Source organism: Streptomyces spiramyceticus, from assembly GCF_028807635.1.
GTDB lineage: Bacteria > Actinomycetota > Actinomycetes > Streptomycetales > Streptomycetaceae > Streptomyces > Streptomyces spiramyceticus.
Window position 1 is genome coordinate 3,245,329 of sequence record NZ_JARBAX010000001.1, and the last position, 23,890, is coordinate 3,269,218.

The 23,890-nt window shown below is 69.7% G+C and carries 22 protein-coding genes and 1 tRNA gene; 10 read left to right on the forward strand and 13 right to left on the reverse strand.

Going from position 1 to position 23,890, the window contains the following annotated elements; genetic code table 11:
- Positions 1-13: 13 nt before the first annotated feature.
- The 5 genes from PXH83_RS14630 to PXH83_RS14650 form a co-directional block, all read right to left on the reverse strand.
- On the reverse strand, positions 14-1,471 hold the full coding sequence (locus PXH83_RS14630; RefSeq protein WP_274560601.1) for a peptidoglycan D,D-transpeptidase FtsI family protein: 1,458 nt from the start codon (positions 1,469-1,471) through the stop codon (positions 14-16).
- Positions 1,468-2,865: an FtsW/RodA/SpoVE family cell cycle protein gene (locus tag PXH83_RS14635; RefSeq protein ID WP_274560603.1), complete on the reverse strand. Its 1,398-nt coding sequence runs from the start codon at positions 2,863-2,865 to the stop codon at positions 1,468-1,470. Before PXH83_RS14635 ends, PXH83_RS14630 begins: the two co-directional genes overlap by 4 nt.
- Before the next feature lie 22 nt (positions 2,866-2,887).
- Positions 2,888-4,402 carry a Stp1/IreP family PP2C-type Ser/Thr phosphatase gene (locus PXH83_RS14640; protein ID WP_274560606.1) on the reverse strand — a complete coding sequence of 505 codons (1,515 nt, stop codon included), beginning with the start codon at positions 4,400-4,402 and terminating at the stop codon, positions 2,888-2,890.
- A gap of 120 nt (positions 4,403-4,522) precedes the next feature.
- On the reverse strand, positions 4,523-5,032 hold the full coding sequence (locus PXH83_RS14645) for an FHA domain-containing protein FhaB/FipA (protein ID WP_214920669.1): 510 nt from the start codon (positions 5,030-5,032) through the stop codon (positions 4,523-4,525).
- Between the two features lie 10 nt (positions 5,033-5,042).
- A complete protein-coding gene (locus PXH83_RS14650) occupies positions 5,043-5,924 on the reverse strand; it encodes an FhaA domain-containing protein (RefSeq protein ID WP_274560609.1) in 882 nt (293 codons plus the stop codon).
- Positions 5,925-6,232: 308 nt separating this feature from the next.
- Here PXH83_RS14650 and PXH83_RS14655 point away from each other — a divergent pair.
- The 5 genes from PXH83_RS14655 to PXH83_RS14675 all read left to right on the forward strand — a co-directional run bounded on the left by PXH83_RS14655 (position 6,233) and on the right by PXH83_RS14675 (position 11,265).
- A tRNA-Leu gene (locus tag PXH83_RS14655) sits at positions 6,233-6,315 on the forward strand.
- A gap of 218 nt (positions 6,316-6,533) precedes the next feature.
- Positions 6,534-8,219 (forward strand): glycosyltransferase, encoded by a 1,686-nt coding sequence (locus PXH83_RS14660; protein WP_274560611.1) that lies wholly within the window; start codon positions 6,534-6,536, stop codon positions 8,217-8,219.
- Between the two features lie 144 nt (positions 8,220-8,363).
- Entirely contained in the window at positions 8,364-9,788 is a 1,425-nt protein-coding gene (locus PXH83_RS14665; RefSeq protein ID WP_274560613.1) for a DUF2252 domain-containing protein, read from the forward strand.
- Between the two features lie 48 nt (positions 9,789-9,836).
- Positions 9,837-10,847, forward strand: coding sequence for a J domain-containing protein (locus tag PXH83_RS14670; protein WP_274560614.1), 1,011 nt, complete (start codon positions 9,837-9,839; stop codon positions 10,845-10,847).
- 73 nt (positions 10,848-10,920) lie between these two features.
- Positions 10,921-11,265, forward strand: coding sequence for a rhodanese-like domain-containing protein (locus PXH83_RS14675; protein ID WP_274560615.1), 345 nt, complete (start codon positions 10,921-10,923; stop codon positions 11,263-11,265).
- Positions 11,266-11,323: 58 nt separating this feature from the next.
- Here PXH83_RS14675 and PXH83_RS14680 read toward each other — a convergent pair whose 3' ends face one another.
- From PXH83_RS14680 to paaA, 6 genes are all read right to left on the reverse strand, one after another.
- Positions 11,324-12,457 carry an acyl-CoA dehydrogenase family protein gene (locus PXH83_RS14680; RefSeq protein WP_274560616.1) on the reverse strand — a complete coding sequence of 378 codons (1,134 nt, stop codon included), beginning with the start codon at positions 12,455-12,457 and terminating at the stop codon, positions 11,324-11,326.
- 92 nt (positions 12,458-12,549) lie between these two features.
- Positions 12,550-13,608 (reverse strand): 2Fe-2S iron-sulfur cluster-binding protein, encoded by a 1,059-nt coding sequence (locus tag PXH83_RS14685; protein ID WP_274560617.1) that lies wholly within the window; start codon positions 13,606-13,608, stop codon positions 12,550-12,552.
- The gene (gene paaD, locus PXH83_RS14690; RefSeq protein WP_214920660.1) at positions 13,609-14,106 is read right to left on the reverse strand and encodes a 1,2-phenylacetyl-CoA epoxidase subunit PaaD; all 498 of its coding nucleotides are present in this window, start codon (positions 14,104-14,106) and stop codon (positions 13,609-13,611) included.
- Positions 14,100-14,843 (reverse strand): 1,2-phenylacetyl-CoA epoxidase subunit PaaC, encoded by a 744-nt coding sequence (gene paaC / locus PXH83_RS14695; protein ID WP_274560618.1) that lies wholly within the window; start codon positions 14,841-14,843, stop codon positions 14,100-14,102. The genes paaD and paaC overlap by 7 nt, the downstream gene beginning before the upstream one ends.
- Positions 14,840-15,127 (reverse strand): 1,2-phenylacetyl-CoA epoxidase subunit PaaB, encoded by a 288-nt coding sequence (gene paaB, locus PXH83_RS14700; RefSeq protein WP_214920659.1) that lies wholly within the window; start codon positions 15,125-15,127, stop codon positions 14,840-14,842. Before paaB ends, paaC begins: the two co-directional genes overlap by 4 nt.
- Positions 15,124-16,137 (reverse strand): 1,2-phenylacetyl-CoA epoxidase subunit PaaA, encoded by a 1,014-nt coding sequence (gene paaA, locus PXH83_RS14705; RefSeq protein ID WP_274560619.1) that lies wholly within the window; start codon positions 16,135-16,137, stop codon positions 15,124-15,126. Before paaA ends, paaB begins: the two co-directional genes overlap by 4 nt.
- Before the next feature lie 184 nt (positions 16,138-16,321).
- Between paaA and PXH83_RS14710 the strand changes: the two genes are divergently transcribed.
- The 3 genes from PXH83_RS14710 to PXH83_RS14720 are packed head-to-tail and all read left to right on the forward strand — an operon-like array spanning position 16,322 to position 19,088.
- The gene (locus PXH83_RS14710; RefSeq protein WP_274560620.1) at positions 16,322-17,167 is read left to right on the forward strand and encodes a DUF5819 family protein; all 846 of its coding nucleotides are present in this window, start codon (positions 16,322-16,324) and stop codon (positions 17,165-17,167) included.
- Positions 17,164-18,396, forward strand: a complete 1,233-nt coding sequence (locus PXH83_RS14715; RefSeq protein ID WP_274560621.1) for an HTTM domain-containing protein — start codon at positions 17,164-17,166, stop codon at positions 18,394-18,396. The genes PXH83_RS14710 and PXH83_RS14715 overlap by 4 nt, the downstream gene beginning before the upstream one ends.
- Positions 18,393-19,088: a TrmH family RNA methyltransferase gene (locus PXH83_RS14720; protein WP_274560622.1), complete on the forward strand. Its 696-nt coding sequence runs from the start codon at positions 18,393-18,395 to the stop codon at positions 19,086-19,088. The genes PXH83_RS14715 and PXH83_RS14720 overlap by 4 nt, the downstream gene beginning before the upstream one ends.
- Before the next feature lie 304 nt (positions 19,089-19,392).
- On the opposite strand, the gene paaN is transcribed toward PXH83_RS14720, so the two are convergent.
- Positions 19,393-21,084 carry a phenylacetic acid degradation protein PaaN gene (gene paaN / locus PXH83_RS14725; protein ID WP_274560623.1) on the reverse strand — a complete coding sequence of 564 codons (1,692 nt, stop codon included), beginning with the start codon at positions 21,082-21,084 and terminating at the stop codon, positions 19,393-19,395.
- Between the two features lie 124 nt (positions 21,085-21,208).
- Between paaN and PXH83_RS14730 the strand changes: the two genes are divergently transcribed.
- The gene (locus PXH83_RS14730; protein ID WP_274560624.1) at positions 21,209-22,723 is read left to right on the forward strand and encodes a 3-hydroxyacyl-CoA dehydrogenase; all 1,515 of its coding nucleotides are present in this window, start codon (positions 21,209-21,211) and stop codon (positions 22,721-22,723) included.
- Positions 22,720-23,331, forward strand: a complete 612-nt coding sequence (locus tag PXH83_RS14735; RefSeq protein ID WP_274560625.1) for a TetR/AcrR family transcriptional regulator — start codon at positions 22,720-22,722, stop codon at positions 23,329-23,331. The genes PXH83_RS14730 and PXH83_RS14735 overlap by 4 nt, the downstream gene beginning before the upstream one ends.
- 30 nt (positions 23,332-23,361) lie before the next feature.
- Here the strand turns inward: PXH83_RS14735 and PXH83_RS14740 are convergent, their stop codons facing one another.
- Complete coding sequence (locus PXH83_RS14740) at positions 23,362-23,862, reverse strand: Lrp/AsnC family transcriptional regulator (protein ID WP_274560626.1); 501 nt, start codon at positions 23,860-23,862, stop codon at positions 23,362-23,364.
- Between the last annotated feature and the right edge of the window lie 28 nt (positions 23,863-23,890).

Sequence of the window (23,890 nt, forward strand, 5' to 3'; positions counted from 1 at the left end):
GTGACCGGCGTCACTACTTGCTGTCGAGAACCGCCTTCATGACGTCCTTCGCGATGGGGGCGGCGAATCCGCCACCGGAGATGTCCTCGCGGTTGGCGTCGTCGTCCTCGACGACGACGGCCACGGCGACGGGCGATCCCTGGTCGGTCTTGGCGTACGAGATGAACCAGGCGTAAGGCTTCTCACTGTTGTCGACGCCGTGCTGGGCGGTGCCCGTCTTGCCGCCGACGGTGGCGCCGGCGATCTGAGCCCTGGTGCCGGTGCCCTCCTTGACGACCGTCTCCATCATTTCCTGGAGCTTCTGGGCGTTGTCGGCGGAGAGCGGGCGGCTCATCTCCTCCGGGCTTGTCTTCTCCAGGAGATCCAGGTTCGGGTCGGTGAGCCGGTCGATCATGTACGGCTTCATGAGTGAGCCGTCATTGGCGATCGCCGAGGCCACCATGGCCATCTGGAGCGGGGTGGCGGCGGTGTTGAACTGGCCGATGGAGGAGAGGGCGGTCTGGGCCTTGTCCATGTCCTTGGAGAAGACGCTGGCGTTCGACCGGACCGGCACGAACTGCTGCTTGTTGAAGCCGAACTTCTCCGCCGTCTCCAGCATCTTGTCGTTGCCGAGGTCGGCGCCGACCTTGCCGAAGACTGTGTTGCAGGACACCTTCAGGGCGACCCGCAGGGTGGCGTCCTCGCAGGGGAGGTTGCCCTCGTTCTCCAGGTTCTTGGTGGAGAGGGGCAGCTTCCACGGCAGCGGCGTGCTGGTCTTGCCGTCGATGTCGTCGTACAGGCCGTGCTCAAGAGCGGCTGCCGCGGTGACGACCTTGAAGGTGGAGCCGGGCGGGTACGTCTCGCGCAGCGCCCGGTTCACCGTCGGCTTGTCCGGGTCCTTCTCGTACTTCTGCCAGTTCTCGACGTCCTTGTCGGTGTTGCCGGCGACAAGGGACGGGTCGTACGAAGGGGTGCTGGCCAGGGCGAGGATCGCGCCGGTCTTCGGGTCGATCGCCGCGACGGCACCCTTGCGGGAGCCGAGGCCCTTGAAAGCGGCCCTCTGTGCGTCGGCGTTGAGAGTGGTCACGACGTGACCGCCCTGCTTCTTGTCACCGGTGAACATCGACAGCGTGCGGTCGAAGAAGAGCCGGTCGTCCGTGCCGGTGAGGATGCCGTCCTCGATGGACTCGATCTGGTTGGAGCCCATCCGCTGCGACGTGAAGCCGGTGACGGGCGCCCACATCGGGCCGTCCTTGTACGTCCGCTGGAACTTGAAGTCGCCGCTCTTGGACTCCTTGGACCCGGTGATCGCCTTGCCCTGGACGATGATGTCGCCGCGCTTGTGGGCGTAGCGGTCGATCAGGACGCGGCGGTTGTTGGGGTCCTTGGAGAGCTCGTCGGCCTTGACGTACTGGACCCAGTTGACGCGTACGAGCAGGGCGAGGACGAGCAGGCCGCAGAAGATCGCGACCCGGCGCAGGGGCTTGTTCACGGTCGGACCACCTGGGTCATCTCGACGTCGGGGGACGGGGCGGGGGCGGGCGCGGGCCTGCGGGCGGTGTCGCTGATGCGCAGCAGGATGGCGATGAGCGCCCAGTTGGCGATCACGGAGGAGCCACCCTGCGCGAGGAACGGCATCGTCATGCCGGTCAGTGGGATGACGCCGGTGACGCCGCCCGCGACGACGAAGACCTGGAGGGCGAAGGCGCCGGAGAGGCCGATCGCGAGGAGCTTGCCGAAGGGGTCGCGGGCGGCGAGTGCCGTGCGTACGCCGCGCTCGATGAGGAGGCCGTACAGCAGGATGATCGCCATGAGGCCGGTCAGGCCGAGCTCCTCGCCGACGGTGGCGAGGATGTAGTCGCTCTTGGGGGCGATGCCGCCGATGAGGCGGGAGTAGCCCTGGCCGAGTCCGGAACCGAAGAGGCCGCCGGAGCCGAAGGCGTACACGGCCTGGGCGGTCTCGGTGACGCCGCCGTCCTTGAGGGCGAGGGGGTTGAGCCAGTTGTCGACGCGGGACTGCACGTGGCTGGCGAAGGAGGCGACGCCGACGGCGCCCGCGGCGCTGAGGGTGAGGCCGAAGACGACCCAGCTGGTGCGCTCGGTGGCGACGTACAGCATGATCACGAAGAGGCCGAAGAAGAGCAGCGAGGTGCCCAGGTCGGTCTCGAAGACGAGGATCATCAGGCTGAGGGCCCAGATTGCGAGGATCGGTCCGAGGTCGCGGCCGCGGGGCAGGTACATGCCCATGAAGCGGCGGCTGGCCAGCGCGAGCGCGTCGCGCTTCACCATCAGGTAGCCGGCGAAGAAGATCGCGATGATGATCTTGGCAAACTCGCCGGGCTGGAGCGATCCGAGCCCGGGGATGGTGATCCAGATCTTCGCGCCGTTCACGCCGGGGAAGAACATCGGCAGGATCAGCAGCACGAGGGCCACGACCATCGAGATGTACGTGTAGCGCTGGAGTACGCGATGGTCCTTGAGGAACAGCAGGACGCACAGGAACAGGGCGACGCCGACCGCCGACCACATCATTTGCTTGGGCGCCATCGCGCCGCCGACCGCGGCGGTGGTGATGGACGGCTCCAGGTCGAGCCGCCAGATCAGCACCAGGCCGAGCCCGTTGAGCAGGGTGGCCAGCGGCAGCATCAACGGGTCGGCGTACGGCGCGAACTTACGCACCATCAGGTGCGCGACGCCCGCGAGGAGGCTGAGCCCCACGCCGTAACCGAGCATGCCGGCGGGCAGGCTGCCGTCCTTGGCGAGGCCGACGTTGGCGTACGCGAAGACCGGGATGATGACCGCGAACGCGAGCATCGCGAGCTCGGTGTTGCGGCGGCTCGGCGCTTCGATCGCGCCGATGGTGGTCGTGTTGGTGACAACGCTCATGGTGGTAAGGCCCCCTACGGCTTTACGGCTTACCGCACTGCGAGACCAGCTTCTGCTCTTCCTCGGAGAGGCTGGGGCCAGGAGTGGGCGTTGCTGTCGCCGTCGGAATTTTGGTCTTGGTGGACTGGGTCGTGGCGCCGGAGCCGGTCGTGCCGCCCGCCTCGCCCTCGCCCGTACGCGCGTTGTTGTCGCGCTCTGCCTTACGGCGCTCCTCGTCCTTCTTGCACGCGGACGCCTGAGTGCCGAGTTCCGCCACCTTCTCGCGAGCGTCGTCGAGGCTGCCCTCGGTGATGGTCGCCTCCACCTGCTTGCGCTGGTAGGGCGGGAGGTACTTGAGTTCGATCTCGGGGTGGTCCTTCTCGACCTCCGAGAGGGAGACCCAGGCGAGGTCCTGGCTGATGCCCCGGTAGAGCGCGACGTGCTCGTCGCTGGCGCCGACGTAGTACTGGGTCTGTGTCCAGCGGTAGCCGCCGTACAGACCGCCGCCCACTACGGCGAGCGCGAGCACGATGTAGAGCGATCTCTTGAACCATTTACGGCCGCTACGGGGCTTGATGAAGTCCTCGTCGCTGTACGCCCCGAACGCGCCGGGAGGCGCCCCACCGTATCCGTCGTTGTCACCGCTCCCTGGCGGGCCGAATGCGCCGCCGGGAGAGGACTGCGGGGGCACGGGCCGGCCGAGGCCCGCCGCGCGGCCCGCGGGGGTCTGCATGGCGGCTGCACTGTCGGCGGCGGCCTGCTGGATCTGGTTCTCGGCCACCGCGCCGACGATGACGGGGGTGTCGTTGAGCTGCACGGCCAGGGTGTCGTTGCCGTCGACGTCGAGGACGTCCGCGACGATGCAGGTGATGTTGTCGGGACCGCCGCCGCGCAGAGCGAGCTGAATCAGGTCCTGCACGGTCTCCTGCGGGCCCTGGTAGCTCGCGAGGGTCTCTTCCATCGTCTGGTGGGAGACAACGCCCGACAGGCCGTCCGAGCAGATCAAGTAGCGGTCGCCGGCGCGGACTTCGCGGATGGAGAGGTCGGGCTCGACATGGTCGCCGCTGCCCAGTGCGCGCATCAGCAGGGAGCGCTGCGGGTGGGTGGTGGCTTCCTCTTCGGTGATGCGCCCCTCGTCGACGAGACGCTGCACCCAGGTGTGGTCCTGGGTGATCTGCGTCAGTACGCCGTCGCGCAGCAGGTACGCCCGCGAGTCGCCGACGTGTACGAGGCCGAGGCGCTGCCCGGTCCACAGGAGGGCGGTGAGCGTGGTGCCCATGCCCTCCAGCTGGGGGTCCTCCTCGACCATCATGCGCAGCTGGTCGTTGGCACGCTGTACGGCCGTACCGAGCGAGGTGAGGATGTCGGAGCCCGGTACGTCGTCGTCGAGCGTGACCAGGGTCGAGATGACCTCGGAGCTCGCCACCTCGCCGGCGGCCTGGCCTCCCATGCCGTCGGCGATGGCGAGAAGGCGGGGGCCGGCGTAGCCGGAGTCCTCGTTGCCCTCCCGGATCATGCCTTTGTGCGATCCGGCGGCGAAACGCAGAGACAGACTCATGCGCACCTCGCCCGTCGGCTCCGGGTACAACCGGTCTCGAGCCACACTGCCCACCCTCCGGTCGGGAGCCTTCGGAGATCCGCTGTCGGGACCGCCGCGGCTCGCTCGCTCATTGTCGTACTACTTCCGCAGCTCGATGACGGTCTTGCCGATGCGGATCGGCGCACCCAGCGGAATGGGTGTCGGGGTGGTGAGCCGGGTCCGGTCGAGGTAGGTGCCATTGGTGGAACCCAGATCCTCGACGATCCACTGGCCGTCCCGGTCCGGGTAGATCCTGGCATGGCGGCTGGACGCGTAGTCGTCGTCCAGCACGATGGTCGAATCGTGCGCCCGCCCCAGCGTGATGGTCTGCCCCTGGAGGGCGACCGTGGTGCCGGTGAGGGTGCCCTCGGACACCACCAGCTTGGTCGGGGCGCCACGGCGCTGGCGCTGCTGCGGCGGTGCCGCGGCCTGCTGCTGGCGTCCGGTCTGCGGCGGTCTGGCGTCGGCGGACGCAGTGCGGCGTGAGCCGCGCTGCGTGACCCGCGTACCGAACAGATCGCTGCGGATGACCTGGACGGCCACAATCACAAACAGCCACAGAACAGCCAGGAAACCTAGCCGCATGACCGTCAGGGTCAGCTCTGACATTGCCCCCGCTTCACCCTTCGGCTTGCCGATAAACGATGGTCGTGCTGCCCACGACGATCCGCGAGCCGTCGCGGAGCGTAGCGCGGGTGGTGTGCTGTCCGTCTACCACGATGCCGTTGGTGGAACCGAGATCCTGGATCGTCGAGGGCGTTCCGGTCCGGATCTCACAGTGCCGGCGCGATACGCCGGGGTCGTCGATCCGCACGTCGGCTTCGGTGCTGCGTCCGAGCACCAGCGTCGGGCGGGAGATCTGGTGGCGTGTGCCATTGATCTCGATCCAGCGCCGTGTCTGAGCACCCGGCATCGGGCCGGGACCCGGTGCTGCCGGGCGCCGGTCCGGGGCCGCTGCGGGGCCCGGCCTGGCGCCGTGCGAGGGCGGCGGTGCCGCCGGCATGGGAGGCGGGGCCGCCGGCGGGTAGCCGTAGCCGCCGCCCCGGGGTGCGGCCGGTGCCGGGCTGTGCTGGCCCGGGCCGGGCTGGCCGACTGGCGGGCTCTGCTGGCCGGGGGCCTGTGACGTACTCGATGCGAGGGTGCGGCTGCGCACACGGTAGAGACCGGTGTCGAGGTCTTCCGCTTTCTCCAGGTGGACCTTGATGGGGCCCATGAAGGTGTAGCGCTGCTGCTTGGCGTAGTCGCGGACCAGGCCGGAGAGCTCGTCGCCGAGCTGGCCGGAGTACGGGCTGAGGCGCTCGTAGTCCGGGGTGGAGAGCTCGACGATGAAGTCATTGGGGACGACGGTCCGCTCGCGGTTCCAGATCGTGGCGTTGTTGTCGCACTCGCGCTGAAGGGCGCCGGCGATTTCGACGGGCTGTACCTCGGACTTGAAGACCTTGGCGAAGGTGCCGTTGACCAGACCTTCGAGACGCTGCTCGAAACGCTTCATGACTCCCATGGGGCACCTCCTCCGTCGTTGTCGGCCTGGTACTGCTTACTGATCGTATCCACGCGTCGGGAAATCGGCTGGTTCCCCTTGTCTGCACAGTGGATGAGTGTCACCTCTCACAGGGATCGTACAGGTGGCCTCCTGACAGTGTCCCGCACCCGGGGAGCACTCTGGAGGAGTGGGTGACGGGCAGCCTCGTTCCCTGCCCGGCTCACCCGAAACAACGGGTGTGAATCCCTCCTCGCCACCGTGCTAATCTTCTGCATGTCGTCAGGCGCTCGCACAAACCAGTGAGAGATTCGAACGGCACCACTCATGCGCGAGTGGCGGAACGGCAGACGCGCTGGCTTCAGGTGCCAGTGTCCTTAGGGACGTGGGGGTTCAAATCCCCCCTCGCGCACTTAGAGAAACCGACGAAACGGGTCTCGGTGAGTGACGAAAGTCGCTCGCAGGGGCCCGTTTTGCGTTGCCCGCAACGGCTGAGGCCCCGTCAGGGCCCTGCTGCTTGTTCACCGCGTAGCCCGCTGCGCGTCGCATGACATGATCCGGGCCTCGTCGTTGACCGCGACGAGGCCCGTTTCTGCTTTCGTGTGCTGTTGCTGCAGGGGGAATTTGGTGGTGGCCCGAATAACCCGGACGACCCGGACAGCCGGTGTCGTTGCCGTGGTGCTGACGGTCTTGGCATGTGCGCAGCAGGTGCTGCTGGTTGCCGGGTTCGGGGGATGGCTGCCGGGGTGGCAGCCGTGGCCGTATCTGCTGGTGGCGGCCCCCGCGTGGCTGTTGTCACGGCCGCTGTGGGGGGAGCGGGTGCCGCCGGTCTGGGAGCGGGCCGTGGGGGCGCTGCGGCGGGTGCCTTCCTGGGCGTACGTCGCGGGGGTCCTGGCGCTGGCTGCCGGGGCGTGGGCGGTGCTTCAGGACTTCGAGCCGTACCTCGGCCATGAGGAAGCGGTCTACGCGAACAAGGCGCGCTCCTGGGTGGAGGGGACCCCCGATGCGGGCTGGGGCGTCTACCGTCCGGTCGGGCTTCCCGCGCTCGGCGCGCTGGCTCTGTGGCTGTCCGGCGATGCCGGTGGGGTGGCTGGGGTCGGGGCGCTGCGGGCGGTGGCGCTCGTGCTGGTGCTGGGGACGCTGACGGTGACGTATCTCGTCGCGGCCGCCTGGACCACGCGGCGGCGGGCCGTGGTGGTGGTGCTGGTGCTGCTGAGCGGGCTGGGGTTCCTGCGCAGGGTGCCGGAGTACCTCAATGACATAGGAACGACGGGTCTGCTGCTCCTTGTCGTTTTTCTGCTGGTGCGTGCCCAGGAGAAGGACGGGTCGAGGGCCCTGTGGGGCGTGCCCGCCGTGGCGCTGGCTGCCTTCTATCTGCGGTACGGAGTGGTGGGGAATCTGCTGGCCATCGGGCTTGCGGCGGTCTTCGCGTACGGGCCGCGCGCGTGGCTTGCGCAAGGGCGGCGGTTGGCGGGCGCGGGCGTGCTGCTGGCCCTGGGGCTCGTACCGCACTTCGTGCATGCCCTGCTGGAGACCGGGCGGCCGCTCGGCATGATCCTGTCGGCGACGTCGCAGGCGAACCGTGCGTACGTGGGCGACGGGCTCGTCTATTACCTGGCGGTCTTCCCGTACCGGCTGGCCGGGGACCTGGGGGCCGTGGTGATGGTCGCGGGGCTGTGGGCGGCCGGGTCCGCGATGCGGCGGGTGTGGGGCCGCGGGGCCGGTGTGGTGCGGGGGGACGACCGGAGGCGCGTCTTTCTGGGGACGGCCGCACTGCTCGTCTTCGTGATCCTTGGCATCGCGACGGACGGCGAACCGCGCTTCGTCTATCTCGCTGTTGTTCTCCTCACGGTGCTCGGTGTGCAGGCGGTCGCCGAGCTGGCGGGGGCCTGGTCGGGGGGCGCTTGGCGTGCTCCCGTGCTGGCCGTCGTGGCCGCGCTGGCCGGTCTTACGGTGCTGGGCACCGCACAGGTCGTGGCGCACGGCGCGATGCCTGGACCCAAGCGGCTGAGCTGGTCGACGGTGCCGGTGGCGCTGGAGATCGGGGCCGCGGCGCAGGGTCGGCCGTGCCTGGTGGTGACGGGGTACGAGCCGGAGTTCGGCTGGTATTCCAGGTGCGATGCGGTGACGTACAGCCAGTACCGGAAGATGCGGGTGCCGGAGGGCACGCGGGTCAGCCTGGTGGTCTTCGAGCGCGGCCGGCTGCAGCCGGATGCGGCGGGGCTGGAGCGGCTGATCGGCGGCCGGGATACGGACGTACGGAAGATCGGTACGGACGGGTCGGTGGGGACGGCGACGGTCGTCACGCTGCGGTAGCGCTCGGGGCGTTGAGGGTTGTCCACAGGGGGAGACGGCCGTCGGCGGGCGGCGGTACGGTCGTGGTCAGTTGATGTTGGCGGCCGGTGTTCTCTGCGGCTGGTGTTGGGCTGGTGTTGGTACGAGATCGGGGGAGGCGGCGCCATGGCCGAGAACGAGACGGCGATGTCGGGGCAACGCGGCGGTGGGCGGATTCCGGTGGTTCCGGGGTTCGCGCGGCGTACGGTGGACGGCTCGCCCAAGGAGGACGGCAAGGCGCTGCGGATGCGGGTGCCCAGGGCCTCGCACGATTCGCTGGTGCTCGCGGTGGAGAGGCCCGACGCGGTGCGGGCGGTCGAGGAGTCGAGCCGCGGCCGGGTGCCGGAGCTGACACCGATACGGGTCGGACGTATGACTGCCTCGCCCTTCGCGTTCCTTCGGGGCGCGGCCGGGCTGATGGCTCACGACTTGATGGGCACGCCGCTCACTGGTGTGGGCGCGCAGATCTGCGGGGACGCGCATGCGGCGAACTTCGGTCTGTACGGCGATGCGCGCGGCCGTCTTGTCATCGACCTGAACGATTTCGACGAGACCGTGGTCGGCCCGTGGGAGTGGGACGTCAAGCGGCTCGCGACCTCGCTGGTGCTGGCGGGCCGTCAGGCCGGGGCGGACGAGGACACCTGCCGGGAGGCGGCGTTCGACACGGTCGGCGCGTACCGGCGGACTATGCGGTTGCTGGCGAGGCTGTCGGTGCTGGACGCGTGGAACGCGATCGCCGACGAGGAACTCGTCTCCCACACGGATGCGCGGGATTTGATCGGCACGCTTGAGCGCGTCGCGGAAAAGGCCCGGAACAACACCAGTGCGCGCTTCGCCGCCAAGGCGACGGAGGAGGGCCCCGGAGGGATACGGCGCTTCGTGGACGCACCGCCGGTGCTGAGGCGGGTTGCGGACGCGGAGGCGGCCGCGGTGGCTTCGGCGCTCGGCGGGTATCTGGGGACGCTTCCCGAGGACCGGCTGCCGCTGCTCGCACGGTACGCGATCCACGACGTGGCCTTCCGGCTGGTCGGCACGGGGAGTGTGGGGACGCGGTCGTATGTGGTGCTGCTGCTCGATCACCGGAGCGAGCCGTTGGTGCTCCAGGTGAAGGAGGCGCGGGCGTCGGCGCTGGCGCCGTATCTGCCTGCGGTCGGCTTCGACGTGCCGCCGGTCGGGCATGAAGGACGCCGGGTCGTGCTGGGGCAGAAGCGGATGCAGGTGGTCAGTGACAACCTGCTGGGCTGGGCGGAAGTGGACGGCCGGCCTTTCCAGGTACGGCAGTTCAGGAACCGCAAGGGCAGCGTGGATCCGGCAGCGCTTGAGCCGGGCCAGCTGGACGACTACGGGCGGATGACCGGGGCGCTACTGGCGCGGGCTCATGCGCACAGCGTGGACCCGCGGCTGATCGCCGGGTACTGCGGCAAGAACGAGGAGTTCGACGAGGCGGTGGCGGCCTTCGCGGTGACGTACGCGGACCGTACGGAAGTGGATCACGGCGATCTGGTGGCTGCGGTCAAGGACGGGCGGATAGCCGCCGAGGTGGGGGTCTGACGGCGGGGGTGTGACGGTGGCGGGCGCGGTCGCCCGTACGCTGGACGGGTGACTCAGGAAGCTCCCCGGGAGCCGACGACCCGGAACGACGACGCGCAGGACCGGCAGGCGGCCGGAAACGAGGCCGCCGGGCAGCAGGCCGCTGGGCGGGAAACCGCTGAGCGGGCCGGCGGTGCGGAAGCCGGTGAACCCGGTGGGCAGGCGGCCGCAGGGCAGTCGGCTGGTGGACAGGCGGCTGGTGGACGGGCGACGGCTGACGCTGAGGCTCAGGCGGCGGCTGAGGCCGAGCGGCCCGAGGCCCGGCTTGAGCGGGCCGTGCGCGCCGCCGAGCAGGCGCTGATCGAATTCGAGATCGCGGTGGAGACCTTCCGGGTCGAGGTGGAGAACTTCTCCCGGCTCCACCACCAGAAGCTCGGCCCGATGTACGCACGTCTCGACGAGCTGGACGCGCAGATCGCGGAGGCCACGGCTGCCCGCACCGGTGATCCGGAGGACCGGCGCAGGGCGGACGAGGCGCGGGCCATGGTCATGCCGATGCCCGGGGTCGAGGAGCTGTTCCACGACTGGGTGGACTCGGACGGTCTTTCGCCGGAGGCCTCGGCGATGCTCACCGACCAGGCCGTGCAGCCGCCGAAGCGGGTCCGGCCGAGCGAGGAGGCGCGCAAGGTCTACCGCGAGCTGGCGCGCAAGGCGCACCCGGACCTGGCGCAGGACGAGGACGAGCGTGCGCGCCGGGATGCGTTCATTACGCGGGTCAACGCCGCGTACGGGCGCGGTGACGTGGCCCAGCTGCAGGCGCTCGCCGAGGAATGGGCCGCCGGTCCGGCGCCCCAGGAGCAGCCGCCGAGCGAGAGCGAGGAGCTCTACGCCCGGCTGGAGTGGCTCTCGCGGCGCAAGGAGCTGCTGTCCCTGATCGCTCAGGATCTGGAGGAGAGCGCCATCGGCTCGATGCTGCGGATGGCGCCCGAGGATCCGGACCGGCTGCTGGAGGAGATCGCCGAGCAGTTGCTCGCGCGGGTCTCCGAGCGTGAGACGGATCTTGCGAAACTGTTGCAGTAGGTTTCGGTTGCCGGAGCCGGACGAGCCCCGGTGTGCCGGGAACGCTGTGTACGTACGAGAGAAGGCATGACCCATGAACTTCGCCCCGCTCCCCTCCGTCGACGTGGCGGCGGTGCCGTCCGACGGCTTCGTGCTGGACGTGCGGGAGAACGACGAATGGGCAGCCGGTCACGTCGAGGGCGCGCTGCACATCCCGATGAGCGACTTCGTGGCCCGCTTCGGTGAGCTGACCGAGGCGGCGGAGGACGGCCGGCGGGTGCATGTGATGTGCCGGGTCGGTGGCCGTTCCGCACAGGTCACGCAGTACCTGGTGCAGCAGGGCGTGGACGCGGTGAACATCGACGGCGGCATGATCGCGTGGGACGGTGCCGGCCGCCCGATGGTCACCGACACCGGCAGTCCGGCCTTCGTCCTCTGACGCTGCTCACACACTCGTCATGCTGTTCACACCGGTCACTCTGCTGAGCTGGCTGCGCTCAGCCGAGTAGATGGGCGGCCAGGAGGTCGCCCAGCGCCTCCTCGTGCGCGGCGGCAGGGCCGAGCGAGAGCTCGATCTGCTTGGCCCAGGCGTGGTAGCGGTGCAGGGGGTAGTCGGTGTCCGCGCCGAAGCCGCCGTGCAGATGCTGCGCGGTCTGGACGACGCGGCGTACTCCGTCGGAGGCCCAGATCTTTGCCACCGCCACGTCGCCCGTCACGGGCAGGGCGCCGTTCGATGCCGTGGCCAGCCGCCAGGCCGCCTGCCAGAGGGTGACTTCCATGGCCCGCAGGTCGATGTAGCGGTCGGCGGCCTGGACGGCGACGGCCTGGAAAGTAGCGACAGGGAAGCCGAACTGCTCCCGCTTGCCCGTGTATTCGCTCGTCATGGCCAGTACGCCCTCGCCGAGCCCCAGCGCCAGCGCGCACATCCCGGTGGTGAGGAGATCACGCAGCCAGTCCCAGGCGCCGTCTGCGTCGATCACCTCGCGGGCCGTGACCCGTACCGCGTCGAGGCGGACCTCGGCGAAACGCTCGCCGCTGGTGGAGACCTGGTCGGCCAGAGTGATGCCTGAGTGGGTGCGGGGAACCAGGGCGAGCACGGCGCGGCCCGCGCCGGTGTGCGCGGGCAGGGCGATACGGTCCGCTGTCTGCGCCCAGGGCACGCCCGTCTGGACCCCGTCGAGCACCCAGCCGTCGCCGTCCCGCTCTGCCGTGACGGCCAGCTCGGCCGGGTCGTGGCCGGTGCGGCCGTTGGCGCCGACCGTGAGCACCAGCTCGCCGCGGCCGACCGCGGGAAGGATTTCGGCGCTCAACTCGGGCGCGGCGTAGGCCTGTACAGCCATCGCGACCGCGCTGGTCTCCAGCAGCGGTACGCGGGCGAGCACCTTCGCGGACTCGCGCAGCACCAGGCACAGTGCGATGGGGTCGAGGCCCGCCCCGCCGTGCTCCGGGGCGAGGACCAGGCTCAGCAGGTCGGATCCGGCAAGCCTGGCCCACAGCGGGCGGTCGAAGTCCTCGGCCACCGCGCCCGGCGTGAGCGCGGGGCTCGGCACTCCGTCGGGCGCGACGCCCGAGAAGACCGCCTTCGCCGCCTCGACGGCCGCCTGATGCTCCTCGGTGAAGGTGAAGTCCACGTTCTTGCCCTCCCGTGCCCCGGTTCCGCATTCACCTGACGGGCCGTCAAGATAGAACACGTTCTTGAAAAAGGACACAGGTGGCGGGAAAGTCAGCGGTCGAAGTCCAGCTCCACTTCCGGTGTGGCCGGGTGGGACTGGCAGGCCAGGACATAGCCCGCGTCGGTTTCCTCCTGCTCCAGCGCGTAGTTGCGGTCCATCCGCACCTCGCCGGAGACGAGGAAGGCCCGGCACGTCCCGCACACCCCGCCCTTGCAGGCGTACGGCGCGTCCGCGCGGCTGCGCAGCACCGTTTCAAGCAGCGATTCGCCGTCCTGCACCGGCCATTTGCCCGAGCGGCCGTCGAGCGTGGCGGTGAGGGTGCTGTGGGCCGGTGCGGCGACCGCCGCGACGCTCGCCGTGCCCGTGCCCTGGTCCACGTGGAAGATCTCCTCGTGGATACGGTTTCTGGCCACTCCGAGACCGCGCAGCGCGCGCTCGGCGCCCTGGACGAGGCCGAAGGGCCCGCACAGGAACCAGCCGTCCACGTCTGCCACCGGCAGCAGCGCGGGCAGCAGTTGCGTCAGCCGCTCCTCGTCGAGGCGTCCCGACGGAAGCCCCGCCTGCTGCTCCTCCCGGGAGAGCACGGTGACGAGCTGAAAACGGTCCGGATAACGGTCCTTGAGGTCGGCGACCTCCTCCAGGAACATCGTCGACGCCGCCGTGCGGTCGCTGCGTATCAGGCAGAACCTGGCTTCCGGCTCCCTCGCCATCAGCGTCGCCGCGATCGACAGCACCGGCGTGATGCCGCTGCCGCCGACGATCGCCGCGAAGTGCCCCGGGCGCGGTTCCAGGACGAAGCGGCCCGTCGGGGCCATGACCTCGACGGTGTCGCCGACGGCCAGTTCCTTGAGGGCGTACGTCGAGTATTCGCCGCCGTCGACCAGCCGGATGCCCACGCGCAGCTCCGGGTCCAGCGGATCTTGCGTGGCCGGTGCGCAGATCGAGTACGTACGGCGGATCTCCTCGCCGTCCACGATGCGGCGCAGCGCGATGTGCTGGCCGGGTGTGTGGCGGAAGGCCTCGCGAAGCCCGGGCGGCACGGTGAGGGTGACTGCCACCGAGTCGTCCGTGAGCCGCTCGACCTCGCGGACCCGGAGCGGATGGAACATCTACAACTCCTTGAAGTGGTCGAACGGTTCGCGGCAGGACACGCAGCGGCGCAGCGCCTTGCACGCGGTGGAGGAGAACCGGCTGAGCAGCTCCGTGTCCGTCGAGCCGCAGTGCGGGCAGCGCACCGACAGCGTGAGGGGCACAGGGCCGCCGTCGGCGGGCTGCGGGCGCGGGGGAGCTATACCGAACTCCGCCAGCTTGCGTCGGCCTTCGGCGCTGATGTCGTCCGTCGACCAGGCGGGGGACAGGACCGTGCGTACCGAGACCTCCGGTATGCCGTGGTCGTGCAGCACGCGCTCGATGTCCGAGGACATCGCCTCGATCGCCGGGCAGCCGGTGTACGTCGGGGTCAGCTCGACCTCGACGCTGCCCGGGCCGAAGACATGGACGGCGCGCAGCACGCCCAGCTCCTCCAGGGTGAGCACCGGCAGCTCCGGGTCCGGGACCGAACCCGCGAGTCGGCGCAGCTCGGCTTCCAGGACCGTCTCGGTCACCATGTCGCCCCCGGGTGGCTGCGGTGCAGATGCTGCATCTCGGCGAGCATCCGCCCGAACGGCTCGGTGTGCAGCCCCTGGCGCCCCGCGCCCGCGGCCCAGGCGCCGCGCTGCGGACCATCCGGCACCGTCAGCGTCGCCCGTTCCAGCACGGAAGTGATGGACTCGTGCCAGGCGGCAGCCATGGCCTGCCAGTCGACGTCCACGCCCTCGACCGGCTGGAACATCTCGCCGGTGAAGCGCCACAGCGCGTCGCAGCCGCGCTGCATCCGCTCATGGCTCTCGTCCGTGCCGTCGCCGAGGCGCACGGTCCAGTGCTCGGCATGGTCCTGGTGGTACGCGACCTCCTTGACCGCCTTCGCCGCGAGCGGCGCGAACGGGCCGTCGCCGGCTGCCAACTGCCCGTACAGCAGCATCTGGTAAGTGGAGAAGTAGAGCTGGCGGGCGATGGTGTGTGCGAAGTCGCCGTTCGGCTGCTCGACGAGCTGGAGGTTACGGAAGGCCCGCTCCTCGCGGAGGTAGGCCAGCTCGTCCTCGTCACCGACGAGGGAGAGCAGGACCCGCGCCTGACCCAGCAGGTCCAGTGCGATATTGGCGAGCGCCACTTCCTCTTCCAGCACGGGCGCGTGGCCGGCCCACTCCCCCAGCCGGTGCGACAGCACCAGCGCGTCGTCGCCCAGGGCGAGAGCCGCGGGTGCGGATACGGGTGCCGGTGCGGCGCTCACGGGTACTTGGTTCACAGATGCCGCACTCCCTCAGGGATCTCGTAGAACGTCGGGTGCCGGTAGGGCTTGTCGGCGGCCGGCTCGAAGAACGGGTCCTTCTCGTCGGGAGACGATGCGGTGATCGCCGATGAGGGCACGACCCACAGCGAGACGCCTTCTGACCTGCGGGTGTACAGGTCGCGGGCATTGCGCAGGGCCATCTCCGCGTCCGGGGCGTGCAGGCTTCCCGCGTGCGTGTGGGACAGTCCGCGGCGCGAGCGCACGAACACTTCCCACAACGGCCAGTCGGTGTTCGTCATGCTGCTGCCTTCCCATGCTTCGCGGCGTATGCCGTCGCCGCCTCCCGGACCCAGGCGCCCTCTTCGTGCGCCCGGCGCCGCTGCGTGATCCGCTGCTCGTTGCACGGACCGTTGCCCTTCAGGACGTCCCAGAACTCGTCCCAGTCGATCGCGCCGAAGTCGTGCTGGCCGCGCTCCTCGTTCCACCGGATGTCCGGGTCGGGGAGGGTGAGGCCGAGCGCCTCGGCCTGCGGGACGGCTATGTCGACGAAGCGCTGACGCAGCTCGTCGTTCGAATGGCGCTTGATCTTCCAGGCCATGGACTGCGCCGAGTGCGCCGACTCGTCGTCCGGCGGGCCGAACATCATCAGCGACGGCCACCACCAGCGGTCCACCGCGTCCTGCGCCATTGCGTGCTGCTCCGGCGTCCCCTTGCTGAGGTGGAGCAGCAGCTCGTACCCCTGGCGCTGGTGGAAGGACTCCTCCTTGCAGATACGGACCATGGCGCGGGCGTACGGGCCGTAGGAGCAGCGGCACAGCGGCACCTGATTGGTGATCGCGGCGCCGTCCACGAGCCAGCCGATCGCGCCGACGTCGGCCCAGGTCAGCGTGGGGTAGTTGAAGATCGACGAGTACTTCTGGCGGCCGGAGTGGAGCTTGTCGAGCAGCTCCTCGCGGCCGGTGCCCAGGGTCTCGGCTGCGCTGTAGAGGTACAGGCCGTGTCCCGCCTCGTCCTGCACCTTGGCCATCAGGATCGCCTTGCGCCGCAGCGAGGGCGCGCGGGTGATCCAGTTGGCCTCCGGCTGCATGCCGATGATTTCGGAGTGGGCATGCTGGGCCATCTGGCGGACCAGCGAGGCTCGGTAGGAGTCCGGCATCCAGTCGCGCGGCTCGATGCGCTCGTCCGCCGCCACGGAGGCGTTGAATGCCGCCTCGTACGCGGCTGCCTGGTCTGCCTGCTCTGCCTGCCCCGTCCGTCCGGCCTGATCTTCAGCCGTCGTCCGGTGCGCAGCTGCGGCTGCTGTCGCCATCCGAGCCCCCTGCCGTTCCTTTGCCGTCCTTGCCTGCTGGCAACCGACACCACCACCGACCGACCGATCGTTCGGTTCGATGACTTCAATGGTGAGTCGACGGCCCGTAGGGTGTCAACCCTGTGGATAACTGCTGTGGACCGACGCTGATCGGGGCGGGATGGATTCGTACGACGACAGGGGCATGACCACCGGGCAGGATCCGGGCCCCGCCGTGGGTGTCACAGGCGTCACAGAGACCCCGGAGATCATGGAGAGTCCGGAGTGCCAGAAGAGTGCGGAGAGCCCATCTGCCTCTGAGGCCGCTGACGCCTCAGACGCCTCAGACGCCTCAGACGCGCCGGATGCCTCGCGCCGCGCTGGTGCGCAGCGCGGGATCGCCGCGCTTTCTCTCCCGTACCAGGTCGTGGCCGCTGTCGCGCTCGCCGTCGTCGGCGTCCTCGCCTGCGTGCACCTCGGGATGGTCTTCCTGCACGTCGCGCCCTCCAACACCCTGAGCAAGCAGCACGGCGAGGCGATCGACGAGTGGGTCTACCCCGAGTTCGAGCAGAACTGGAAGCTCTTCGCACCCAATCCGCTGCAGCAGAACATCGCCGTACAGGCGCGGGCCCAGGTCCGTACGGCGGAGGGGCAGTGGGAAACCACCGGCTGGATCGACCTCTCTGCCCAGGACGGTGATGCGATCCGCGGCAATCTGCTGCCCAGCCACACCGACCAGAACGAACTGCGCCGCGGCTGGGACTTCTACACCGCCTCGCACGACAGCACGAACAAGCCGAACGGCCTGCGCGGCGCGCTCTCCGAGCGCTACATCCGCCGCATCGTGCTGCTGCGCTTCGCAGGTCAGGACATGGGTGGCCAAGTCGAGCGGATACAGGTCCGGTCGGAGACGACGTGGGTGAAGGCCCCGTCGTGGAGCGACGAGAAGACCAACAACCGGCCCGCCCACCGGGTCCTCCCGTGGTGGTCGGTCACCGCGGCCGATCTGGCCGACGGTGCCCGTGCAGAGGGTTCGGAGGCGGTTCGGTGAGCGTCGTCGACAGCACTCTCGCGCGCGCCGTCCAGCGCGTCACTTCCACCGCCCTCGGCCCGTATCAGAGCGCCGTCGTCCGGATCGGGTTCTCCCTGACTTGGCTGCTCTTCCTGCTCCGCGAATTCCCGCACCGCCGTGAGCTGTACGGTCCCGACGGGCCCTGGAGCTGGGACATGGCCCAGCAACTCATAGCGAACAACCACGCCTTCACCGTGCTCATGTGGTCGGACAGCGGCGTCTGGTTCGAGATCGTGTACGGGCTCGCGGTCGTGTCCGCCGTGCTGCTGATGATCGGCTGGCGGACCCGCACGATGTCCGTTCTGTTCATGATCGGTGTGCTGTCGCTGCAGAACCGCAGCATCTTCATAGGGGACGGCGGCGACAACGTCATCCACCTGATGGCGATCTATCTGGTGCTGACGCGCTGCGGGCAGGTGTGGTCGCTGGATGCGCGGCGCGGGGGTGGGGACTGGGACGCGGGCGGTCGGGATGTTACGGACGGTGCCGACCGGGTCGGGGTCCTTCTGTGGTCCGTCCTCGGCGCCTTCCTCGCCGCCGTTTCGTTCATGGGCGTTCTGAGCTGGGGCTGGCTGCTGATCCTCTGGGGACTGTTGGCGGCGCAGGCCCTGTGGTGGGCCGCGGGCCGTTACGCGCCCGGTGAGCCGCGCATCCTGCTGGATGTCTTCGCCAACCTCGCGCACAACGCGGGCCTCTTCGTGATCATGGCGGAGGTCTGCTTCGTCTACGCGACCGCCGGCTGGTACAAGATCCAGGGCTCGCGCTGGCAGGACGGCACCGCGCTCTACTACCCGCTTCACCTCGACTACTTCTCGCCCTGGCCGGTGCTGTCCGGGCTGCTCGCCTCCAGCGGCGTGATCGTGATGCTGCTGACGTACGGGACGGTGGCCGTGCAGGTCGCCTTCCCCTTCACGCTGTTCAACCGGCGGGTCAAGAACGCCCTGCTCGCGGTCATGATCGCCGAGCATGCGGCCATTGCCGTGCTGCTCGGACTGCCCTTTTTCTCGCTCGCGATGATCGCCGCCGACGCGGTCTTCCTGCCGACGGGCTTCCTGCGGTGGATCGGCCGCTGGGTGGCTCGGGGGCGCGAGCGGCTGGGGATCGGGCGAGGGACGGGGATGCTGGGGCTTGGCGCCGCGGGCAAGGCGCGTGCCGAGTCCGAGCGGAGTTCTGTGGGCGCGGAGACGGACCGTACGCTCGTTGGGTGAGCAGCGAGATTTCTGACCCTGACTTTGATATTTCCGGCCCCGAGGTTCCCCTTCAGTACGACGAGGGGTTCGCGGCGCCCGAGATCGGCGTGGGCCCGCATCCTCGGCCGTGGCCGGAGGGGGAGCGGTACGACCCGGAGCTGCTCGCGAACGGCGACCGGCGCAATGTCGTCGATCCGTACCGCTACTGGCGGCGCGAGGCGATCGTTGCCGACCTGGACATGCGGCGCCACGACTTCCACGTTGCCGTGGAGAACTGGGGCCACGACTTCAATATCGGGTCCGTCGTGCGTACTGCGAACGCTTTCATGGCCAAGGAGATCCACATCGTGGGGCGGCGGCGCTGGAACCGGCGCGGTGCGATGGTCACCGACCGGTACCAGCATGTGCGCCATCACCCGGACACGGCGGAACTGACGGCTTGGGCCGCGGCGGAGGGGCTGCCGATCATCGGGATCGACAACCTGCCGGGTGCCGTGCCGCTGGAGCGGACCGAGCTGCCGCGGCGGTGCGTGCTGCTCTTCGGGCAGGAGGGGCCGGGGCTTACGGAGGAGGCGCGCAAGCACGCGGCGATGGTGTGCTCGATCGCGCAGTTCGGCTCTACGCGGTCGATCAACGCGGGGGCTGCGGCGGCGATCGCCATGCATGCGTGGGTGCAGCGGTACGCGGCGATTGCGGAGCCGGGTGTGTGAGGAGCGGCTGCCTGTAGGTGGGGGTGGGGCGCGGCTGTCGGCGCGTGCGGTGGGCCGGGATGGCGTGCGGGCGGGGCGCCTATGGCGGGCCTGTTCCCCTACCCACCCCTTCCCCGAACTGGGGGCTCCGCCCTCAGGCCCCACGAGGGGGAACGTGGGGGCTGACGCCCCCACACCTCCGGATGGGCCCGCTTCGTGGCGCAAGGCGACACGCCCGCCGTCCGGGTGTGTGGCCGGGCCGGCGTCGTGCCGGGCCTGCGGGCCAGCCCCCGTACGCCGGCCCATGTTGGCGTCGGCGTGTCCGTTACGCCTGCCTGCGTACCTCCACCACCCGGAAGCGGTTTGCTACGAATGCTCCGTCGCACAGGGCCGCGTTCGCTGCCGGGTTGCCGCCTGTTCCGTGGAAGTCGGAGAACGCGGCCGTCTGGTTGACGTACACCCCGCCCGTCAGGTTCAGCGACAGCTGTGCTGACTCCTCCAGGCAGACCTCCTCGATGGCGGCCTCAGTGACCTGCGACGTCGTGTACGCGCCCACCGTCATCGCGCCCTTCTCGCGGACCGTGCGGCGCAGCAGGTCCAGGCCGCCCTCCGTCGAGTCGACGGCGACCGCGAACGAGACCGGGCCGAAGCACTCGGACATGTATGCCGCATCCGCGTCCGGCTTGGTGCCGTCGAGCTTGACCATGACGGGCGTACGGACCACCGCTTCCGGGAAGTCCGGGTTCGTGACCTCCCTTGACGGGAGAGCCACTTCGCCGAGTCCCGCAGCAGCCTCCAGGCGGGCCTTTACGTCGGGGTTCACGAGTGCGCCCAGCAGTGCGTTCGCGCGGGCGTCGTCGCCCAGCAGGCCGGCGATCGAGGCCGCGAGGTCGGCGACCACCTCGTCGTAGGACTTCGCGCCCGCGTCCGTCATGATCCCGTCCCGCGGGATCAGGAGGTTCTGCGGTGTGGTGCACATCTGGCCGCTGTAGAGGGACAGGGAGAACGCCAGGTTGGACAGCATCCCCTTGTAGTTGTCCGTCGAGTCGATGACGACCGTGTTGACGCCGGCCTTCTCCGTGTAGACCTGCGCCTGGCGGGCGTTGGCCTCCAGCCAGTCGCCGAACGCCGTCGACCCCGTGTAGTCGATGATTTTGATCTCGGGGCGGACCGCGAGGGACTTGGCAATGCCCTCTCCGGGCCGCTCGGCGGCCAGTGCGACCAGGTTCCGGTCGAAGCCCGTCTCCGCCAGCACCTCGCGAGCGACCTGGACCGTCAGGGCCAGGGGGAGGACCGCGCGGGGGTGAGGCTTGACCAGGACGGGGTTGCCGGTGGCCAGCGAGGCGAAGAGGCCCGGGTAGCCGTTCCACGTCGGGAACGTGTTGCACCCGATCAGCAGCGAGATGCCGCGCGGGACAGCGGTGAAGGATTTCTTGAGGTCGAGCGGATCGCGCTTGCCCTGCGGCTTGGACCAGTCCGCGAACCCGGGAGTACGGGCCTGCTCGGCGTACGCGTACGCCACGGCCTCCAGGCCGCGGTCCTGGGCGTGCGGGCCGCCGGCCTGGAACGCCATCATGAATGCCTGGCCGCTGGTGTGCATGACCGCGTGCGCGAATTCGTGCGTACGGGCACTGATCCGGGAAAGGATCTCCAGGCAGACCAGGGCGCGGGTGTCGGCCCCTGCCTCTCGCCACGCGGTCATGCCCGCGCGCATGGCGGGCAGCAGGACGTCGATGTCGGCGTGCGGGTATTCGATCCCCAACTCCGGTCCGTACGGCGACACTTCGCCGCCCGTCCAGCCGTCCGTGCCGGGCTGGTCGAGCTCGAAGCGGCTGCCGTGCAGGGACTGGAAGGCCGCGAGCCCTTCGGCGGCGCTCAGGCTGCCGTTCTCGCCGTATGCCTTGGGGTGCTCGGGGTGCGGGGACCAGTACTCGCGCGTACGGATCACGTCCAGCGCCTTGTCGAGCGTCGTCCGGTGCTTCTCGGACAACTGGGGTGTGGTGAGTTCGGCGGCCATGGCGGACCAACTCCTCGTCGAGCCGGGCAGGGGCAGGCGGACACGAGCTACAGTAACCGAACGATCGGTCGGGACAAGAGGGCCCGGTAAAACCTGTGGATAACTCGTACGGGAGGATCGGGTCATGACAGCAATCGATCGAGCCCGCACAGTCGCCGTCGTAGGCACCGGCACCATGGGCCAGGGCATCGCCCAGGTGGCCCTCCTCGCCGGTCACCCGGTGCGCCTGTACGACGCCGCTGCCGGACGTGCGGCGGAGGCCGCCGCGGCCGTCGGCGCGCGCCTGGACCGGCTCGTCGAGAAGGGCAGGCTGGAGCGTGCGGACGCGGACGCGGCCCGCGACCGGCTGCATGCCGCCGACGACCTCTCCGAGCTCTCCGACGCCGCGCTCGTCGTCGAGGCGATCGTCGAACAACTGCCGGTCAAGCAGGAGCTCTTCGCCGCGCTCGAAGCGATCGTTGCTGAGGACTGCCTCCTCGCCACCAACACCTCCTCCCTCTCCGTCACGGCCATCGCAGGGCCCCTGAAGAACCCCGGCCGCTTCGTCGGGATGCACTTCTTCAACCCGGCGCCCCTGCTCCCCCTCGTCGAGGTTGTCAGCGGCTTCGCGACCGACGGAACGAGCGCCACGCGCGCGTGGGCGACGGCCGCCGCCTGGGGCAAGACACCGGTGCGCTGCGCGGACACCCCCGGTTTCATCGTCAACCGGATCGCCCGCCCCTTCTACGCCGAAGCCTTCGCGGTGTACGAGGAGCAGGGCGCCGACCCGGCCACCATCGACGCCGTACTGCGCGAGTCGGGCGGCTTCAGGATGGGTCCCTTCCAGCTGACGGATCTGATCGGACAGGACGTCAACGAGGCCGTCACTCGCTCCGTCTGGGACTCCTTCTTCCAGAGCCCCAAATTCGCCCCCTCCCTCGCCCAGCGCCGCCTCGTCGAGTCCGGCCGTCTCGGCAGGAAATCGGGCCACGGCTGGTTCCCGTACGCCGGATCCGACGGGGCCCCGGAAACCGCGCCGCACACGGCCGCCCCCGCCGCCGCTCCGGAAGCCGTCACTGTCGTCGGAGACCTCGGCCACGCCGACGCTCTCGTCGCGATGATGGAGGAGGCCGGAATCGCCGTGGAGAGGGTCGGGACGGGCGGCCCGTACATCGAGCTGCCGGGCGAAGGGCAGCTCGTCCCGGCGGACGGGCGGACCTCCGTCGAGTACGCGGACGTCGTCTACTTCGACCTCGCCCTCGACTACCGGGGCGCCACCCGCATCGCCATCTCAGCCTCCGAGGACACCTCCGCGCAGGCCGTCGAGGAGGCCACCGGCCTCTTCCAGAAGCTCGGCAAGGACGTCAGCGTCATCGGCGATGTGCCCGGCATGATCGTCGCCCGTACGGTCGCCATGCTGATCGACCTCGCCGCCGACGCCGTCGCCAGGGGCGTCGCGTCGCCCGAGGACATCGACACCGCGATGCGTCTCGGTGTGAACTATCCGCTGGGCCCCGTCGAATGGAACCGCCTCCTCGGCACGGACTGGGCGTACGACCTGCTGAAGAACCTGCACGAGTGCTGCCCGACCGGGCGCTACGCCCCGTCCCTGGCGCTCTACCGGCAGGCGTTCGCCGCCAAGGAGGAGACCGCCTCGTGACCACCGCCAAGCGCGACACGTACACCCCCGAGACGCTCCTGAGCGTGGCCGTCCGGGTCTTCAACGAGCGCGGCTACGACGGCACCTCCATGGAGCACCTCTCCAAGGCCGCCGGCATCTCCAAGTCCTCGATCTACCACCATGTCTCGGGCAAGGAAGAGCTGCTGCGGCGTGCCGTCAGCCGCGCGCTCGACGGGCTCTTCGGCGTCCTCGACGAGCCGGGTGCGGTGCGCGGGCGCGCGATCGAGCGGGTGGAGTACGTGACCCGCCGTACCGTCGAAGTCCTGAGCGCAGAGCTGCCCTACGTCACGCTGCTGCTGCGCGTACGGGGCAACACGAAGGCCGAGCGCTGGGCGCTGGAGCGGCGCCGCGAATTCGACCACCGGGTCGCCGATCTGCTCAAGGCGGCGGTCGCGGAGGGCGATCTGCGCGCCGACGTGGACATACGGCTGGCCACCCGGCTGCTCTTCGGCATGATCAACTCCCTGGTGGAGTGGTACCGGCCGCAGGCAGCCGAAGGCGGGGCGGCTTCCGGCAGCCCCGAGGGCGACCAGCTCGCCGACACCGTCGTACGGCTCGCCTTCGACGGGCTCCGCACCAGCCGCTGAGGCAGCTGTCGGCCCACCCGCCACGGCCCTTTACGGCTCCTGGGGGAGCCGGGTGTCCAGGTCCGTCTCCTCGAAGACCAGCAGCGTGCGCGTACTGAGCACCTCCGGTATCGACTGGATCTTCGTCAGTACGAGCTCCCGCAGCGCCCTGTTGTCCGCCGTATGCACCAGCAGCAGCACGTCGAAATCCCCGCTGACCAGCGCAATGTGCGCCGCGCCCGGCAGTGCCTGCAGCTGCTCGCGCACCGTGCGCCAGGAGTTCTGCACGATCTTGAGCGTGATGTACGCCGAAGCGCCCTGACCTGCGCGTTCATGGTTCACGCGGGCGCTGAAACCGCGGATCACGCCGTCGTCGATGAGGCGGTTGATCCGCGCGTATGCGTTGGCCCGCGACACATGTACGCGCTCGGCCACGGAACGTATCGAGGCGCGGCCGTCCGTTTGGAGCATGCGCAGGATGTCGCGGTCGATGGAGTCCAGTGGGCGCGCGGGAGTTCCCTCGCCCGCGTCGGCCATTTGTTCAGCTGTCATGTCCCCCCGCCTCGGTGTGATGGACGAC